The sequence below is a fragment of the Streptomyces sp. NPDC046379 genome, from assembly GCF_055587785.1.
In genome coordinates this window covers 1-17,697 of the sequence record NZ_JBVJFP010000010.1, presented here as the reverse complement: position 1 = coordinate 17,697, position 17,697 = coordinate 1, and the positions used below count along the sequence as shown (strand labels likewise).

Here is a 17,697-nt window from a genome sequence, read left to right as displayed (position 1 = left end):
GTACCGGCTTGGGTTCGGAGGAGCGGTCACAGTGCAGCGCTGGCGTGGCTTGGAGGACATCCCCGAGGACTGGGGACGCAGCGTCGTCACCATCGGCTCCTACGACGGCGTCCACCGAGGGCACCAGCTGATCATCCGGCACGCGGTCGAACGCGCCCGCGAGCTGGGCGTACCCGCGGTCGTCGTGACCTTCGACCCGCACCCCAGCGAAGTGGTCCGCCCCGGCAGCCACCCGCCGCTGCTGGCCCCGCACCACCGCCGCTGCGAGCTGATGGCCGGGCTGGGCGTGGACGCGGTCCTGATCCTGCCGTTCACGGCGGAGTTCTCGAAGCTGTCGCCGGCCGATTTCGTGGTCAAGGTCCTCGTCGACAAGCTGCACGCCAAGGCGGTCGTCGAGGGCCCCAACTTCCGCTTCGGTCACAAGGCCGCGGGCAACGTCGCCTTCCTGGCCGAGCAGGGCGAGGTCTACGACTTCGACGTCGACGTCGTCGACCTGTACGTGTCGGGCGAGGCGGGGGGCGGCGAGCCGTTCTCCTCCACGCTGACCCGCCGCCTGGTGGCCGAGGGCGACGTGGCCGGCGCCGCCGAGATCCTGGGCCGCCCGCACCGCGTCGAGGGCGTGGTCGTCCGCGGCGCCCAGCGCGGTCGCGAACTGGGCTTCCCCACCGCCAACGTGGACACCCTCCCGCACACCGCGGTCCCGGCCGACGGCGTCTACGCCGGCTGGCTGCACGCCCAGGGCGAGGCGATGCCGGCCGCGATCTCCGTGGGCACCAACCCGCAGTTCGACGGCACCGAGCGCACGGTGGAGGCGTACGCCATCGACCGCGAAGGGCTGGAGCTGTACGGGCTCCATGTGGCCGTCGACTTCCTCGCGTTCGTGCGCGGGCAGGCGAAGTTCGCGTCGCTGGAGGAACTCCTGGAGCAGATGGCCGAGGACGTGAAGCAGTGCCGTGAGCTGATCGGGGCGGCGGAGCAGCCGTCGCCGTAGGCGCGTGGGCGGTACGAACGAGGAAGGCGGCCGGCACCCCTTGGGGGCGCCGGCCGCCTTCTGCGTGCCGTGGCGTTGCTGTGCAGCACGCCGTGCTGTGCTGTGCCGTCCTGTGCGGGCGGCTCGGCGATGGCTGCTGGTTACTGCTCCGGGGGCGAGGGCTGCTGTCCCGGCTGGTGGGGGTGTGGGGGCTGCTGAGGCGGCTGGGTCTGTTGGGGCTGCTGCGGGTAGGCGTAACCGCCCTGGGAGTAGGGCTGCTGGCCGGGCTGCTGCGAGTACGGCGGCTGGGGCTGGGCGTAGGGCTGGCCGGGCTGCTGCGGGGGGTAGGGGCCGGGCTGCTGGGGGGCGTAGGGCTGCTGCTGGGGCGGGTAGTGCTGCCGGCCGGGGGCCGGGGACTGGCCGGGGAGCGGCTGGCCCGGGAGCGGCGGCGCGGCGACCGGCGGCGGGTTGCCGTCGCTGGTCCACAGCCCGTGCATCTGCTGATGCCGTACGAAGTCCTCGGCGACCATGGCCGCGAGGTTGAAGTACGCCTCCCGCACCTTGGGCCGCATCATGTCGAGGTCGACCTCGGCGCCGGCGGCGAGATGCTCGTCGAAGGGGACGACGATCACGCCCCGGCAGCGCGTCTCGAAGTGCGCGACTATGTCCTCCACCTTGATCATCTTGCCGGTTTCCCGCACCCCGGAGATCACGGTGAGGGAGCGGGAGACCAGGTCGGCGTACCCGTGCGCGGAGAGCCAGTCCAGCGTGGTGCTGGCGCTGCTGGCGCCGTCCACCGAGGGCGTCGAGATGATGATGAGCTGGTCGGCGAGATCGAGCACGCCGCGCATGGCGCTGTAGAGCAGGCCGGTGCCCGAGTCGGTGAGGATGATCGGGTACTGCTTGCCCAGCACGTCGATCGCGCGCCGGTAGTCCTCGTCGTTGAACGTCGTGGACACGGCCGGGTCGACGTCGTTGGCGATGATCTCCAGGCCGGACGGGGCCTGGGAGGTGAACCGCCGGATGTCCATGTACGAGTTGAGGTACGGGATCGCCTGGACCAGGTCGCGGATGGTGGCCCCGGTCTCGCGGCGCACCCGGCGGCCGAGCGTGCCGGCGTCCGGGTTGGCGTCGATCGCGAGGATCTTGTCCTGCCGCTCGCTGGCGAGGGTGGAACCGAGGGCGGTGGTCGTCGTGGTCTTGCCGACGCCGCCCTTGAGGCTGATGACGGCGATGCGGTAGCAGGACAGCACGGGCGTGCGGATCAGCTCCAGCTTCCGCTGCCGCTCGGCCTCCTCCTTCTTCCCGCCGATCTTGAACCGGGAGGAGGAGGCGGTGGGGCGACCGCTCTTCGCCTTCTGCTTCTTGTTGTTGAGCAGCCGGTCGGAAGACAGCTCGACGGCGGCGGTGTAACCGAGCGGCGCGGCACCGGGGTTGGTGGGCTGCCGCTGGTCGTGCTGCATGGGCTGGGGCCAGGCGGTGCCCAGACGGGGGTCGATGGGGGGTTGCGCCTGGGGCTGCGGCTGGGGGTGCTGGTCCGGCTGCGGCTGCGGCTGCGGCTGTGTCGGGGGTTGCGGCTGGGCCTGCGTCGTGGGGGCGGGGGACTGCGGGAAGCCGTAGGCGCCGGGCTGCGCGGGGGCGCCCTGGTTGGGGAAGCCGTAACCGGGCTGGGGGCCGAGGGCGTTGTCGGGAATCTGCGGCGGTGCGGTGGTGGCTTCCGGCTGGGCGGGCTGCGCCTGCGGCGGGGTGGGGGCCGCTGCGCTGTGCTGCGGGAAGCCGTAACCGGGCTGGGGCGCAGGGGGGTCGGGGGTGGCGTGCGGCGCCTGCTGGGCGGGGGCCGGTGCGCCGGGGTGGGGGAAGCCGTAACCGGGCTGCTGGGGCTGGGGCTGGGGCTGAGGAGAAGCCGGGGCGGGCGCCGGGGGCTGCGGGGTCCAGGCGGTCGGCGCGGGCTGCGGCGGCTGCGGTTGGAAGGGCGGTTGCTGCGGCTGCTGTTGGTGCGGCGGGTTCGCTGCACCGGCGTCGGGCCGGGCGTGTGGCTGCACGGGCCACTGGGCCGCCGGCGCGGGAGCCGCGGGCTGGTACGACGGCGGAAGCGGGGGCACCCCGGCCTGCGGAGCCGGCGGGGGAGTGACCGCGGGAAGCGCGTCCTGGGGCTCGGCGTCCTCGGGGACGCTGTCCTCGGGCACATCGTCCTGCGGCGTGGCGTCGGCGGGAACGGCGTCGGCGGGCTCGTCGCTCCCGGGCTCGTCCTCGGACGCCTCACCGGCGGCGGGCTGACCGGCGGCGGGCTCGGCGTCGGTGGGAACGGCGTCGGTGGGAACGGCGTCCTCCTCCGGCTCCCCGCTCTCCAAGTCGGCGTCGGAAGACGGCTCGTCGTCCTCGGAGGCCACGACGGCATCCTCGCCGCCGTCCTCGTCCTCTTCTTCGGCGTCGTCGTACGAGTCCTCGCGCACCTCACCACCGGCGGTGCCGCCAGCCGCCCGCTCGGCGATCTCCCGCTTCAGCGCGACGGCCGAGAACCGCATCGTGGCGCCGCTCTCCAGATCACCGTTCCCGGTGTCGGCCTCGACCTCCGTCTCGGCCCCCTTCGAAGGCTCCGCGTCGGTCTCCTCCTCCGCCGTCTCCTCGGCAACCGGAGGCGCCCCGAACCCCTGCACCGGAATGCTCGGCACAGCCGCAGGGGACGTCGGCTCCTGCCGCTGGGGCTCGAAGCCGCTCCCCACCGGCAACTTCGGCACGGCGATGGGCGCCCCGGTGGGCGGCGCCGGCGGCGTGTACGGCGCCCCGGCAGCCGGAACCGGCGGAGTGAAAGGGGCCCCCGGCGCCGGCGCGGGGGCAGGTGGAGTGAACGGAGCGCCCGGAGCGGGCGCCGGCGGCGGAGGCGTGAAGGGAGCGCCGGGCGCGATCCGAGGAGCCGCCCCTGCCGTCCCCGCCGCCCCTTGCATCGAATGGGGCGGCGGCGTCAGCCCCGGCAGAAACTCCGGAGGCGCCAGCGGCGGGGAAGCCGCGGACGAACCGGAGGAACCAGTGGAACCGGACGGGCCGGCGGATGCCCCGCCGGAGTCACCGGAACCGGCATCAGAGCCGTAGTCCCCGTCAGAACCCGGCACATTGGCCGGATCCGGCGCATCCGCCGAACCCGACGCGTCGGCCGGACCCGACGAAGGCCCCGCCCCCGACGGACTCGATGCCCCGGACGAACCCGACGACCCACCGGCCCCCGAACTCCCCGCCGCGTTCTGCGTGTACCAGGCAGGCGGCGCATAGTCGATGGTGAACTCGCCCGTCGCCTCGACGGCGGACTCCGCGTCGGGCTGGTCGTCGCCGGGCGTCGCCCAGCCCCCGCGGATCCCGTCCCGATCGCTGCTCACAGTTCCTCCTGGTGTGGTCGAGCACCCTCATGCCGTGCTGGGGCGACCGTATTGCCGTCGTACGAGTCAGTGGGAGTCAGTGGGTTGTTCCCCGGGTCACCCTGGAACACGCAACCCCCCGCCCAGCCTAATCAACGAGGCGAGGGACCCGCCGGGCGCGTTCCTCTTCGGTCAAGCCGGCCGCCGTGCCACCCCGGGCAGCCCGGCCTCCGCATCCGTGGGCCGGGTCAGCACGTACTGCCGATCGCGTGCGCGCACCACAGGGTCACCCCGTCGGCGAGCGTGGGCAAGGGTTCGTACTCGGCGGACGGCAGGCGGCAGGCGGCGGACACGAGCACACCGCTCATTGACCGCCGCCCTTCCGGGGCCGCTTCCTGGAAACGCCGAGGGCTTCGTCCTGCTGACCCCCGCTCCCCTGGCCTCGCCTTGTTCGACGTCCACGCCTCGGCGCGCTCCACGACCGGCAACCGGACCGCCGCCCACCGGAGCTGACCCCCCGGTCACCTTCCTCCGGCCCAACAGGCATAGTGGGGGCGCGTTTTGCCTGCCCGACGGCGCCCGCCCCGGCACCCGCCCCCCCCCGCGACGCCACCAACGCACCCGCCCCCGCGACGCCACCAACGCACCAGCGCACCGATGCGCCGGCGCACCACAACGCCCCCAACGGCCCGGAGAAAAGGACCCTTTCGCGTGAGCTTCGGCCCGCCCCCCTCCGTCTACACCCAGTCCGCCCTCACCGCCGAGACCCGGCAGAAGAAGCGCCGAACGAAGCGACTGTTCGGCGGCCTCGTCGCGGTCGCCCTCGTCGCGGCGCTCGGCGTCGGCGGCGCCCTCCTGCTCGCCCCCGACGAGGACGGCGAGCGCACCGCGGCCGAGGACGCCACGCCGACCGCGAAGCAGGGCAGGCTGGACGTCAGGGAGACGGTCGAGCGGCGGCCGGCGAGCGACCGGGGCGCCATGGCCGTACGGTTCTCCGTCGACGACATGAGCCCCGGCGAGCGGTACGAGATGCCGGGCCTGTGGGCCACCGACAAGATCCTCGCCAAGGGCATCAACCGCACCCTCGTCGGCATCGGGATCGGCACCGACGCCGCACCCGGCGAAGAGGCGTGGAAACTCCCCCTCGACGGACCGATCTGCGGCAAGACCCGGCACGTCACCGGCGAGAACCGCACGGCCGTGCTGTTCCGCGAGAGCCGGAGCGAGGACGCGCACTGCAACCGCGTCGCCTTCGTCGACCTCGACGACGGCACCAAGGTGTGGCAGGCGGAAATACCCGTCTCCGGCCAGAGCGACGACGCTCCCGCCAACGCCGCCGTCCAGCGGGATCCCGGCGTCACGCTGATCTCCGGCACCGTCGCGGTGACCTGGGGCGGCGGCACGGACGCGTACAGCATGGACACCGGCAAGCGGCGCTGGCGCGTGGAGGGCGAGGACGCGGGCGCGTGCGGGTCGGACGGCGCGGGCGGCGGCCCCGCCCTGCTCGTGCGGTACTCCTGCCCGGACCCCGACGCGCCGCTCGGTTCGTCCGAGGCGCTGACGTACAAGATCCGCGCCCTCGACCCGGAGACCGGCGCGACCCGGTGGACGTACGAACCCGCCAAGGGCGTCCGCGACGTCCGGATCGTCTCCACCGACCCGGTCGCCCTCGCCACCGCCGCCGGCGACGTCGGCATCACCGAGATCCTCTCCCTGGACGGTGACGGCAAGCGCCGCGCCACCGTCCGCCTGGAGAACGGCGCGTACGTCGCCGAGTGCGCCGACGAGGTCGACCACGTGGCCGCCGACGACTGCCCCACCATCGTCGCCGGCGCCGGCCAGGTGTTCCTCACCAGCAAGGAGCAGGGCGACCTCGTCAACAACGCCAACTGGGTCGTCGGCTTCGACCTGGCGACCGGCAGGACCGTCAAGAAGTTCGAATCCGGCCGCAACTCCCTGCTCCGCCCGCTGCGCATGAGCGGCGATCGCCTCCTCGCCCTGCGCGAGAGCAGCGACCACATCACGCCCATGGGCCTGGTCGCCCTGGATCCGAAGACCGGGGCGGAGACCCCGTACCTCTACTTCGACCTGCCCTCCGAGGCGTGGAACCTCACCTCGGTGACCCTGGCCGACGCCGTCGTCCAGAACGGACGGATCTTCTTCGGCGCGAAGGCCGCGGACGGGCCGTCCGAGGAGGACGGCAAGGCGTGGACCTGGCTCGCCCTCGGCATCGAGAGCGACGTCCCGCGGAAGAAGTAGCCGCTGGCGCCGCATCCAGCCGGACGGGGCCCCTCGGCCGCCGGGGTGCCAACAACCGCCGACCACGCGGGGCTCCCGCTCCCCTGCCGACCACCGGGGGTCCCGCCCCCGTCGGCTACTGGGCCTCCAGCCCTCCGTTGTGCGGCGCCGGCTCCAGGTCGAACTCGCCGTCCCGCGCGCCCAGCACGAAGGCGCGCCACTCCGCCTCCGTGTACCGCAGCACGGTGCCGGGGTCGAGCGACGAGCGCATGGCCACGGCGCCGCCGGGCAGGTAGGCGATCTCCACCCGCTCCTCGTGCTCCTCCGTGCCCGGCGCGCAGTGCCACTCGACACCCGAGATGTCGAGCGCGTAGAGCTCGTCCCGCTCCCGCTCCTTGCGCGCCTTCATCTCCGCTTCCGTCTCCGCCATGCCGCAGCGACCCCTTCCCGACGTTGCGCTCCGTGCGTGCCCACGACGAACGGCTCGAGCAGCCTCGGACACCACGAGCGCTCCCATGGACGCGATGAACGGGGCTCACCCTAGTGGCCGCGTGCGGCTCCATCGAGCGGTTACCGGGCCGCGGTCGGGACGTCCGCCACCTGCTGGTACCCTGAGTGACGGCCGTTTGTGTACGCACCCCCGGAGCGCCGCTCTGGAGGCCGCGCCCAGCGGATCCCCGCCTCCCGAGTAACGGAAGCTCCCCCGCGATGCAGACCGGGGGCACTCGGTGGCCCGTCTCAGACCATGAGGAGTACGCGTGTCGCTCGACGCCGCAGTGAAGAAGCAGATCATCTCCGAGTTCGGTACCAAGGAGGGCGACACCGGCTCCCCCGAGGTCCAGGTGGCCCTGCTGTCCCGTCGGATCTCCGACCTGACGGAGCACCTCAAGACCCACAAGCACGACCACCACTCCCGTCGTGGTCTGCTGATCCTGGTCGGCCAGCGCCGCCGGCTGCTGCAGTACCTCGCCAAGAAGGACATCCAGCGCTTCCGTGCGCTGGTCGACCGCCTCGGCATCCGCCGCGGTGCGGCGGGCGCCAAGTAAGACGCCGCGAAGGGAGCGGTTCCCAACGATCGGGGACCGCTCCCTTTGCTGTACGTGCGCACTGTCACCGCCCCTTTGTAGTGTGGTAGCACAACGCACGACCCAGCACGACGCACGACCCAGTACAGAGCACGACCCAGTACAGAGCACGACCCAGTACAGAGCACGACGCACGACCACAACGCACGACACAACGTGATGAGGCCCGCCCCACGGGGGTACGCCTACATCACGTACACCGAATGAGGAGAAGCGCACCTCGCCGCCGCCGGTCCTCGGTAGTGGCCCCCGGGGGGAAGCGAGCCCCGGGTGCTTCGATCGAAGACCGGCCCGCACCAGACGGAGCGCTTCTCCGCAACCGTCCCCCGGCCACACGGGCACGGAGGGACGAAGACGAGGAGAAAACACTAGTGGAGAACGAGACCCACTACGCCGAGGCCGTCATCGACAACGGCGCGTTCGGCACCCGCACCATCCGCTTCGAGACGGGCCGCCTGGCCAAGCAGGCCGCAGGCTCCGCCGTGGCCTACCTGGACGACGACACCATGGTGCTGTCGGCCACCACCGCCTCCAAGAACCCCAAGGACCAGCTCGACTTTTTCCCCCTGACGGTGGACGTCGAGGAGCGGATGTACGCCGCCGGCAAGATCCCCGGCAGCTTCTTCCGCCGCGAGGGCCGGCCCTCCGAGGACGCCATCCTCACCTGCCGCCTCATCGACCGCCCGCTGCGCCCGTCCTTCAAGAAGGGCCTGCGCAACGAGATCCAGGTCGTCGCGACGATCATGGCGCTCAACCCCGACCACCTGTACGACGTCGTGGCGATCAACGCCGCCTCCGCGTCCACTCAGCTGGCCGGCCTGCCCTTCTCCGGCCCGATCGGCGGCGTCCGCGTCGCGCTGATCCGCGGCCAGTGGGTGGCGTTCCCGACGCACACCGAGCTGGAGGACGCCGTCTTCGACATGGTGGTCGCGGGCCGCGTCCTGGAGGACGGCGACGTCGCGATCATGATGGTCGAGGCCGAGGCCACCGAGAAGACCATCAAGCTCGTCGAGGGCGGCGCCGAGGCCCCCACCGAGGAGGTCGTCGCCGCCGGTCTCGAGGCCGCGAAGCCCTACATCAAGGTCCTCTGCAAGGCCCAGTCGGACCTCGCCGCCAAGGCCGCCAAGCCGACCGCCGAGTTCCCGATCTTCCTGGACTACCAGGACGACGTGCTCGAGGCGCTCACCGCCGCCGTCAAGCCCGAGCTGGCCCAGGCGCTCACCATCGCCGGCAAGCAGGAGCGCGAGGCCGAGCTGGACCGCGTCAAGACCCTCGCCGCCGAGAAGCTCCTGCCGGAGTTCGAGGGCCGCGAGAAGGAGATCTCCGCCGCGTACCGCTCGCTCACCAAGCAGCTGGTCCGCGAGCGCGTGATCAAGGAGAAGAAGCGCATCGACGGCCGCGGGCTGACGGACATCCGCACCCTGGCCGCCGAGGTCGAGGCCATCCCGCGGGTTCACGGATCCGCCGTGTTCGAGCGTGGCGAGACCCAGATCCTGGGCGTCACCACCCTCAACATGCTCCGCATGGAGCAGCAGCTGGACACCCTCTCCCCGGTGACCCGCAAGCGCTACATGCACAACTACAACTTCCCGCCGTACTCCACCGGCGAGACCGGCCGCGTCGGCTCCCCGAAGCGCCGCGAGATCGGCCACGGCGCCCTCGCCGAGCGCGCCCTGATCCCGGTCCTGCCGACGCGCGAGGAGTTCCCCTACGCGATCCGCCAGGTGTCCGAGGCGCTCAGCTCCAACGGCTCGACGTCCATGGGCTCGGTCTGCGCCTCCACCATGTCGCTGCTGAACGCCGGTGTGCCGCTGAAGGCCCCCGTCGCCGGCATCGCCATGGGCCTGATCTCCCAGGAGATCGAGGGCGAGACGCACTACGTCACCCTCACCGACATCCTCGGTGCCGAGGACGCCTTCGGCGACATGGACTTCAAGGTCGCCGGCACCAAGGACTTCGTGACCGCCCTCCAGCTCGACACCAAGCTGGACGGCATCCCCGCCTCCGTCCTGGCCGCGGCCCTCAAGCAGGCCCGCGACGCCCGCCTCCACATCCTCGACGTGATGATGGAAGCGATCGACACCCCGGACGAGATGTCCCCCAACGCGCCGCGGATCATCACCGTGAAGATCCCGGTCGACAAGATCGGCGAGGTCATCGGCCCCAAGGGCAAGATGATCAACCAGATCCAGGAGGACACCGGCGCCGAGATCACCATCGAGGACGACGGCACGATCTACATCGGCGCCGCCGACGGCCCCTCCGCCGAGGCCGCCCGCGCCACGATCAACGGCATCGCCAACCCGACGATGCCCGAGGTCGGCGAGCGCTACCTCGGTACGGTCGTGAAGACGACGACGTTCGGCGCGTTCGTCTCCCTGCTCCCCGGCAAGGACGGCCTGCTGCACATCTCGCAGATCCGCAAGCTGGCCGGCGGCAAGCGCGTGGAGAACGTCGAGGACGTCCTCGGCGTGGGCGCCAAGGTCCAGGTCGAGATCGCCGAGATCGACTCCCGCGGCAAGCTCTCCCTCATCCCCGTGATCGAGGGCGAAGACGCCGCCGACGACCAGAAGGACGACGCCGACCAGTGACGTCCCGCAGCTCCACGGCGACGGCCCGCCCCTCCTCGGAGGCGCGGGCCGTCGCCCGTACCCAAACCCTCATCAAGGGGACGAACGGCATCGGCACCGTCCGCAAGACCACCCTCCCGGGCGGCCTGCGCGTCGTCACCGAGACCCTGCCCTCCGTGCGCTCCGCCACCTTCGGCATCTGGGCGCACGTCGGCTCCCGCGACGAGACGCCGTCGCTCAACGGCGCCACGCACTACCTGGAACACCTCCTCTTCAAGGGCACCGACCGCCGCTCCGCCCTGGACATCTCCTCCGCCATCGACGCGGTCGGCGGCGAGATGAACGCCTTCACGGCCAAGGAGTACACGTGCTACTACGCGCGCGTGCTCGACGCCGACCTGCCGCTCGCCATAGACGTGGTCTGCGACATGCTGACCGGCTCGCTGATCCGCGAGGACGACGTCGACGTCGAGCGCGGCGCCATCCTCGAAGAGATCGCCATGACGGAGGACGACCCCGGCGACTGCGTGCACGACCTGTTCGCGCACACCATGTTCGGCGACAACCCGCTCGGCCGCCCGGTCCTCGGCACCGTCGACACGGTCAACGCCCTCACCGCCGACCGCATCCGCCGCTTCTACAAGAAGCACTACGACCCCACCCACCTGGTCGTCGCCTGCGCCGGCAACATCGACCACAACAAGGTCGTACGGCAGGTCCGCGCAGCCTTCGAGAAGGCCGGCGCCCTCACCGACCCGAGCGCCGTGCCCGTCGCCCCGCGCGGCGGCCGACGCGCCCTGCGCACCGCCGGCCGGGTGGAACTGGTCGGCCGCAAGACCGAGCAGGCCCACGTCGTCCTCGGCATGCCCGGCCTCGCCCGCACCGACGAGCGCCGCTGGGCCCTCGGCGTGCTCAACACCGCCCTCGGCGGCGGCATGTCCTCCCGGCTCTTCCAGGAGGTCCGGGAGAAGCGCGGGCTGGCGTACAGCGTGTACTCGTACACCTCCGGCTTCGCCGACTGCGGGCTGTTCGGCGTCTACGCCGGCTGCCGGCCGTCGCAGGTCCACGACGTGCTCCGGATCTGCCGCGACGAACTCGACCACGTCGCCGAGCACGGACTGTCCGACGACGAGATCGGCCGCGCCATCGGCCAGCTCCGCGGCTCCACCGTCCTCGGCCTGGAGGACACCGGCGCGCTGATGAACCGTATCGGCAAGAGCGAGCTGTGCTGGGGCGAGCAGATGTCCGTCGACGACATGCTGGCCCGGATAGCCTCGGTCACCCCGGACGACGTCCGCGCGGTCGCCCGCGACATCCTGGGACACCGGCCCTCCCTGTCGGTCATCGGCCCCCTCAAGGACAAGCAGGCCGCCCGGCTGCACGACGCCGTCGCATGACCGTGACGCCGTCGGTCCAACCCACCCGGTAAGGAAGCAACGAACATGAGCAAGCTGCGCGTGGCGGTCCTCGGCGCCCAGGGCCGCATCGGCTCCGAGGCGGTACGGGCGGTCGAGGCCGCCGACGACATGGAGCTGGTCGCCGCCCTCGGCCGGGGCGACAAGCTGGAGACCCTCGCCGAGAACGGCGCCCAGGTCGCCGTCGAGCTGACCACCCCGGCCTCGGTCATGGGCAACCTCGACTTCTGCGTACGGCACGGCATCCACGCCGTCGTCGGCACCACGGGGTGGACCGACGAGCGCCTCGCGCAGCTGGAGGGCTGGCTGGCCCAGTCCCCGGAGACGGGCGTGCTCATCGCGCCCAACTTCTCCATCGGGGCCGTGCTCACCATGCGGTTCGCGCAGCTCGCCGCGCCCTACTTCGAGTCCGTCGAGGTCGTCGAACTGCACCACCCGAACAAGGTCGACGCCCCCAGCGGCACCGCCACCCGCACCGCCCAGCTCATCGCCGCCGCCCGCCGCGAGGCCGGCACGGCGCCGGCGCCGGACGCCACGGTGACGGCCCTGGACGGAGCGCGCGGCGCGAACGTCGACGGGGTCCCGGTGCACGCGGTGCGCCTGCGCGGGCTCCTCGCGCACCAAGAGGTCCTGCTGGGCGGCGAGGGCGAGACCCTGACCGTCCGGCACGACTCGCTGCACCACAGCAGCTTCATGCCGGGCATCCTGCTGGGCGCGCGCCGCGTGGTGACGACCCCGGGCCTGACCTTCGGCCTGGAACACTTCCTGGACCTGGGCTGACACCGTCATGCGCGCCAAGCTCACCTACGCCCTCACGGCCGCCGTCCTGGTCTTCTATTTCCTCCTGGTCGGCAGCCGAGGCATCCTGCTCATCGAGGCCGGCACCCCGCTGACGGTCGCCCTCGGCGTCTCGGTGCTGATCCTGCCGGCGATCGGCCTGTGGTTCCTGTGGAAGAACACCCAGTTCGTCCGCAGGGCCAACCGTCTCGCCGCGGAGCTGGAGGCGGAGGGCGGCCTGCCCGTCGACGAGCTGAAGCGCCTGCCCAGCGGCCGGATCGACCGCGAGTCGGCAGACGAGGTCTTCGCCCGCCGCAAGGCCGAGACGGAGGCGGCCCCGGACGACTGGCGCACCTGGTTCCGGCTCGCCGTCGCCTACCACGACGCCCGCGACACCCCGCGCGCCCGCAAGGCGATGCAGCGGGCGATCGCCCTGCACGACGGCAGGGAGCCCGCCGACGCGTGACGCACGAGAGGGGCCGGTCCACGGACCGGCCCCTCTCGTGTCGCCGTCGACCGGCTCAGCCCTGCCGCCGGTACTCCTCGGCCCACGCCTCCACCGAATCCGCCGCCCGGTCGAACGCCCCGGGCCGCGCCAGGAAATCCGCGTTATGAGTGGTCAGCAGCATGGTGGTGTCCTGCCCCCGTACGTGGATCAGCGCCTGCCCCTGCACCGCGCGGGGCAGCCCCAGCCAGCGCACCGGCTGCTGCACCGTGCGCACCGAGCCGACCCGCTGCCACGGCGCCGTGCGCGTGCTCAGGAAACGCACCTGACGCAGCCCGGCCGCGCTCACCCACACGCCCATCCGCAGCAGCCGCAGGGCGCACACGATGGCCAGGAGCGCGATCCCGAACACCACACCGGCGGACGACACGGTCCCGGTCAGCGCGATGATCACTGCGGCGAACAGCACGTAGGAGGCGAGCAGCAGGCAGATCGCGGCGGCGCCCACCCGCCAGGGACCCGGGCGGTAGGGCCGCCGCCAGCGGTCACGGTCGTCGAACGGCAGCGCGACGTCGTCCGCCGCGTCGAAGGCTCGGTCGGCCGTCAGGAAAGGCAGGGGCACGGCGGGTCCTCACTCAATCCACGCATGGGCTGTGCCCGGTGAGGCTACCGAGCCCCGCCCCGGCTCACCACCCTCGGGGGTCCGTCCGGGTTCGCCCCGCTCACCGCTCAATGGATGCCTGGGTACGCCGGGCCCGCCGCTGGGCGCGTCAGCTCCGGGCGGGGGCGACTGCGTCGCACGCTCGCCCAACCGCAGGGGTGGTCGGGTCGCGCGAGGGCGGGGACGTAGAGTGACGTCCGACCGACGAGATGGGAAGGACCCTCCGAACCGTGACCCCCACCCCCGACGAGTTCAAGATCGAGCTCCGCAGCGACGTCTCCGTCGAGCTGGTCAAGCACGCCGCGTCCGACACCGACGTACTGTTCGCGGCCCGGGTCTCCACCGTCGGAGAGCAGTCCCTGGACGAGCTGAAGAAGGACCCGGAACGTTCCAAGGGCCTGATCAATTACCTGATGCGGGACCGGCACGGCAGCCCTTTCGAGCACAACTCGATGACCTTCCTCATCAGCGCCCCGATCTTCGTGTTCCGCGAGTTCATGCGGCACCGCGTCGGCTGGTCCTACAACGAGGAGTCGGGCCGCTACCGGGAGCTCCAGCCGGTTTTCTACGTGCCGGACCCCTCCCGCAAGCTCGTCCAGCAGGGCCGCCCCGGCAAGTACGTCTTCGTCGAGGGCAGCGAGGAGCAGCACGAGCTGGTCACCCGCACGATGGAGGACTCCTACCGCCAGGCCTACGCGGCCTACCAGGAGATGCTCACGGCCGGGGTCGCCCGCGAGGTCGCCCGCTCGGTCCTTCCCGTCGGCCTGTACTCGTCGATGTACGCCACCTGCAACGCCCGTTCGCTGATGCACTTCCTCGGTCTGCGCACCCAGCACGAGCTGGCCAAGGTGCCGTCCTTCCCGCAGCGCGAGATCGAGATGGTCGGCGAACGGATGGAGGCCGAGTGGGCCGGGCTCATGCCGCTCACCCACGCCGCCTTCAACGCCAACGGCCGCGTGGCGCCGTAGCGCACGCCGGGCCGACGAAGTGTCCGTATTGCGGCATTTGTAGAAGTTCATCTAGCCTGATCAAACGGACCCGGCACTGCTTGAACCCCCGAGCAGGCAGTGCCGGGCTCCGCATATGTCAGGACTTTCCCCGCACCCCGAGGGAAGACCAGGCCCTGAGCAACGAGTAGCGTGTAACCCATGGCTCCGACCTCCACTCCGCAGACCCCCTTCGGGCGGGTCCTCACCGCCATGGTCACGCCCTTCACGGCGGACGGCGCACTCGACCTCGACGGCGCGCAGCGGCTCGCCGCCCACCTGGTGGACGCAGGCAACGACGGCCTGATCGTCAACGGAACCACCGGCGAGTCGCCCACCACCAGCGACGCGGAGAAATCGGACCTCGTACGAGCGGTCCTGGAGGCGGTCGGCGACCGGGCCCACGTCGTCGCCGGCGTCGGCACCAACGACACCCACCACAGCATCGAACTCGCCCGCGCCGCCGAACGCACCGGCGCGCACGGCCTGCTCGTCGTCACGCCGTACTACAACAAGCCCCCGCAGGAGGGTCTGTACCGGCACTTCACCGCCGTCGCCGACGCCACCGGCCTGCCGGTCATGCTGTACGACATCCCCGGGCGCAGCGGCGTGCCCATCAACACCGAGACGCTGGTCCGCCTGGCCGAGCACCCGCGGATCGTCGCCAACAAGGACGCCAAGGGCGACCTGGGCCGCGCGAGCTGGGCCATCGCGCAGTCGGGGCTCGCCTGGTACTCCGGCGACGACATGCTCAACCTGCCGCTGCTCTCCGTCGGCGCGATCGGTTTCGTCTCCGTCGTCGGCCACGTCGTCACCCCCGAGCTGCGCCAGCTGGTCGAGGCGTACACCACGGGCGACGTCCAGAAGGCCACCGAGATCCACCAGAAGCTGCTCCCGGTGTACACCGGCATGTTCCGCACCCAGGGCGTCATGACCACCAAGGCCGCGCTCGCCCTCCAGGGCCTGCCCGGCGGCCCGCTGCGCCTGCCCATGGTCGAACTGACGCCCCAGGAGGTCGAGCAACTCAAGATCGATCTTGCTGCGGGCGGGGTACAGCTCTGACATCGGACTTTCGCCCGACCGGGCGTGAACACTTCACAACTGAATACGCGGGCCACCGGTGTCCGCATCCATCACTGACAACTGCTCATGCACGAACGTCACGCGCGCCACGTGCCCACCGGTACGTGGCGCGCGTGGTGAGGAGAGTCTTTTGAGTCATCCGCATCCTGAACTCGGCCCGCCCCCGCCGCTCCCCGCAGGCGGCCTGCGGGTCACCCCGCTCGGCGGCCTCGGCGAGATCGGCCGAAACATGACGGTCTTCGAGTACGGCGGCCGCCTGCTGATCGTCGACTGCGGAGTGCTCTTCCCGGAGGAGGAGCAGCCCGGAATCGACCTGATCCTGCCGGACTTCACGTCCATCCGGGACCGCCTCGACGACATCGAGGGCATCGTCCTCACCCACGGCCACGAGGACCACATCGGGGGTGTCCCCTTCCTCCTCAAGGAGAAACAGGACATCCCGCTGATCGGCTCCAAGCTGACCCTCGCGCTCATCGAGGCGAAGCTCCAGGAGCACCGCATCCGCCCGTACACGCTCGAGGTCGCCGAGGGCCACCGCGAGCGCATCGGCCCCTTCGACTGCGAATTCGTCGCCGTCAACCACTCCATCCCGGACGCGCTGGCGGTCGCCATCCGCACCCCCGCCGGCATGGTCGTCCACACCGGCGACTTCAAGATGGACCAGCTGCCGCTGGACAACCGCCTCACGGACCTCCACGCCTTCGCACGGCTGAGCGAGGAAGGCATCGACCTTCTCCTCTCCGACTCCACGAACGCCGAGGTCCCCGGCTTCACGCCGCACGAGCGCGACATCTCCAACGTCCTGCGCCAGGTCTTCGGCAGCGCCCGCAAGCGGATCATCGTGGCGAGCTTCGCCAGTCATGTCCACCGCATCCAGCAGATTCTGGACGCGGCGCACGAGTACGGCCGGCGCGTGGCGTTCGTCGGCCGCTCCATGGTCCGCAACATGGGCATCGCCCGCGACCTGGGCTACCTCCGGGTCCCGCCCGGCCTGGTGGTGGACGTCAGAACCCTCGACGACCTGCCCGACCACGAGGTGGTCCTGGTCTGCACGGGCTCCCAGGGCGAGCCCATGGCGGCACTGTCGCGGATGGCCAACCGGGATCACCAGATCCGTATCGTCTCCGGCGACACCGTGATCCTCGCGTCGTCCCTGATCCCCGGCAATGAGAACGCGGTCTACCGCGTGATCAACGGCCTGACCCGCTGGGGCGCCAACGTCATCCACAAAGGCAACGCCAAAGTCCACGTCTCCGGTCACGCCTCGGCGGGCGAGCTGCTGTACTTCTACAACATCTGCCGGCCGCGCAACCTGATGCCGGTCCACGGAGAGTGGCGCCACCTGCGGGCCAACGCCGAGCTGGGAGCCCTCACCGGCGTCCCGCACGACCGCATCGTGATCGCCGAGGACGGAGTCGCCGTCGACCTCGTCGAGGGCAGGGCGAAGATCTCCGGCAAGGTCCAGGCGGGCTATGTGTACGTCGACGGCCTCTCGGTCGGTGACGTCGGCGAGCCGGCGCTCAAGGACCGCAAGATCCTCGGCGAGGAGGGCATCATCTCGGTCTTCGTCGTCGTGGACTCGTCCACCGGCAAGATCACGGGCGGCCCGCACGTCCAGGCCCGCGGCTCCGGCATCGAGGACTCCGCCTTCGACGTGGTCCTGCCGAAGATCACGGAGACCCTGGAACGCTCGGCCCAGGACGGCGTGGTCGAACCTCACCAGCTGCAGCAGCTCATCCGCCGCACCCTGGGCAAGTGGGTCTCCGACACCTACCGTCGCAGGCCCATGATCCTCCCGGTGGTCGTGGAGGTCTGAGGTCCGACGGAGCGGGGCCCCTCGATTTGCATCGGGGCGCTCCGCTCCAGTACGTTTACGGCTCGCCTCGCAGGGAACCCGGGTGCCTCGTGCCCCGCCCGAGCGGGGTGGAATTCCGACCCAGAACTTCTGATAAAGTCGGAACCGCCGGAAAGGGAAACGCGGAAGCGGGAACCTGGAAAGCGCCGAGGAAATCGGATCGGAAAGATCTGATAGAGTCGGAAACGCAAGACCGAAGGGAAGCGCCCGGAGGAAAGCCCGAGAGGGTGAGTACAAAGGAAGCGGCCGTTCCTTGAGAACT

General features: G+C 71.3%; 13 protein-coding genes. 10 read left to right on the top strand and 3 right to left on the bottom strand.

Going from position 1 to position 17,697, the window contains the following annotated elements; all coding sequences use genetic code 11:
* The first annotated feature begins 31 nt into the window (after positions 1-31).
* Positions 32-991 (top strand): bifunctional riboflavin kinase/FAD synthetase, encoded by a 960-nt coding sequence (locus tag ACZ6KF_RS18550; protein WP_356629903.1) that lies wholly within the window; start codon positions 32-34, stop codon positions 989-991.
* Positions 992-1,131: 140 nt separating this feature from the next.
* Here ACZ6KF_RS18550 and ACZ6KF_RS18545 read toward each other — a convergent pair whose 3' ends face one another.
* Positions 1,132-4,341 (bottom strand): SCO5717 family growth-regulating ATPase, encoded by a 3,210-nt coding sequence (locus tag ACZ6KF_RS18545; protein ID WP_469239238.1) that lies wholly within the window; start codon positions 4,339-4,341, stop codon positions 1,132-1,134.
* A gap of 690 nt (positions 4,342-5,031) precedes the next feature.
* Between ACZ6KF_RS18545 and ACZ6KF_RS18540 the strand changes: the two genes are divergently transcribed.
* A complete protein-coding gene (locus ACZ6KF_RS18540; RefSeq protein WP_469239236.1) occupies positions 5,032-6,579 on the top strand; it encodes an outer membrane protein assembly factor BamB family protein in 1,548 nt (515 codons plus the stop codon).
* A 115-nt stretch (positions 6,580-6,694) separates the two neighbouring features.
* Here the strand turns inward: ACZ6KF_RS18540 and ACZ6KF_RS18535 are convergent, their stop codons facing one another.
* Complete coding sequence (locus ACZ6KF_RS18535) at positions 6,695-6,988, bottom strand: DUF397 domain-containing protein (protein WP_356629897.1); 294 nt, start codon at positions 6,986-6,988, stop codon at positions 6,695-6,697.
* 328 nt (positions 6,989-7,316) lie between these two features.
* On the opposite strand from ACZ6KF_RS18535, the gene rpsO reads away from it, so the two are divergent.
* The 5 genes from rpsO to ACZ6KF_RS18510 all read left to right on the top strand — a co-directional run bounded on the left by rpsO (position 7,317) and on the right by ACZ6KF_RS18510 (position 12,871).
* A complete protein-coding gene (gene rpsO, locus ACZ6KF_RS18530; protein WP_004924725.1) occupies positions 7,317-7,604 on the top strand; it encodes a 30S ribosomal protein S15 in 288 nt (95 codons plus the stop codon).
* 410 nt (positions 7,605-8,014) lie between these two features.
* Complete coding sequence (locus ACZ6KF_RS18525; protein ID WP_356629894.1) at positions 8,015-10,234, top strand: polyribonucleotide nucleotidyltransferase; 2,220 nt, start codon at positions 8,015-8,017, stop codon at positions 10,232-10,234.
* The gene (locus ACZ6KF_RS18520) at positions 10,231-11,610 is read left to right on the top strand and encodes a M16 family metallopeptidase (protein WP_356629892.1); all 1,380 of its coding nucleotides are present in this window, start codon (positions 10,231-10,233) and stop codon (positions 11,608-11,610) included. The genes ACZ6KF_RS18525 and ACZ6KF_RS18520 overlap by 4 nt, the downstream gene beginning before the upstream one ends.
* A 45-nt stretch (positions 11,611-11,655) precedes the next feature.
* Positions 11,656-12,408 carry a 4-hydroxy-tetrahydrodipicolinate reductase gene (dapB, locus tag ACZ6KF_RS18515; protein WP_356629890.1) on the top strand — a complete coding sequence of 251 codons (753 nt, stop codon included), beginning with the start codon at positions 11,656-11,658 and terminating at the stop codon, positions 12,406-12,408.
* Between the two features lie 7 nt (positions 12,409-12,415).
* The gene (locus ACZ6KF_RS18510) at positions 12,416-12,871 is read left to right on the top strand and encodes a DUF485 domain-containing protein (protein ID WP_356629888.1); all 456 of its coding nucleotides are present in this window, start codon (positions 12,416-12,418) and stop codon (positions 12,869-12,871) included.
* Positions 12,872-12,926: 55 nt separating this feature from the next.
* Here ACZ6KF_RS18510 and ACZ6KF_RS18505 read toward each other — a convergent pair whose 3' ends face one another.
* Complete coding sequence (locus ACZ6KF_RS18505; RefSeq protein ID WP_356629886.1) at positions 12,927-13,472, bottom strand: hypothetical protein; 546 nt, start codon at positions 13,470-13,472, stop codon at positions 12,927-12,929.
* A gap of 248 nt (positions 13,473-13,720) precedes the next feature.
* Here ACZ6KF_RS18505 and thyX point away from each other — a divergent pair, with 248 nt between their 5' ends.
* The 3 genes from thyX (at position 13,721) to ACZ6KF_RS18490 (ending at position 17,396) form a co-directional block, all read left to right on the top strand.
* Positions 13,721-14,479, top strand: a complete 759-nt coding sequence (gene thyX / locus ACZ6KF_RS18500; RefSeq protein ID WP_356629884.1) for an FAD-dependent thymidylate synthase — start codon at positions 13,721-13,723, stop codon at positions 14,477-14,479.
* Positions 14,480-14,659: 180 nt separating this feature from the next.
* Entirely contained in the window at positions 14,660-15,559 is a 900-nt protein-coding gene (dapA, locus tag ACZ6KF_RS18495; RefSeq protein WP_469177249.1) for a 4-hydroxy-tetrahydrodipicolinate synthase, read from the top strand.
* 151 nt (positions 15,560-15,710) lie between these two features.
* On the top strand, positions 15,711-17,396 hold the full coding sequence (locus tag ACZ6KF_RS18490) for a ribonuclease J (protein WP_356629880.1): 1,686 nt from the start codon (positions 15,711-15,713) through the stop codon (positions 17,394-17,396).
* Positions 17,397-17,697 lie beyond the last annotated feature (301 nt).

Coding starts and splice junctions, on each gene's coding strand:
- ACZ6KF_RS18535 (WP_356629897.1), bottom strand. CDS start 6,988: ATGGCGGAGACGGAAGCGGAGATGAAGGCGCGCAAGGAGCGGGAGCGG.
- dapB (WP_356629890.1), top strand. CDS start 11,656: ATGAGCAAGCTGCGCGTGGCGGTCCTCGGCGCCCAGGGCCGCATCGGC.
- ACZ6KF_RS18510 (WP_356629888.1), top strand. CDS start 12,416: ATGCGCGCCAAGCTCACCTACGCCCTCACGGCCGCCGTCCTGGTCTTC.
- thyX (WP_356629884.1), top strand. CDS start 13,721: ATGGGAAGGACCCTCCGAACCGTGACCCCCACCCCCGACGAGTTCAAG.
- dapA (WP_469177249.1), top strand. CDS start 14,660: ATGGCTCCGACCTCCACTCCGCAGACCCCCTTCGGGCGGGTCCTCACC.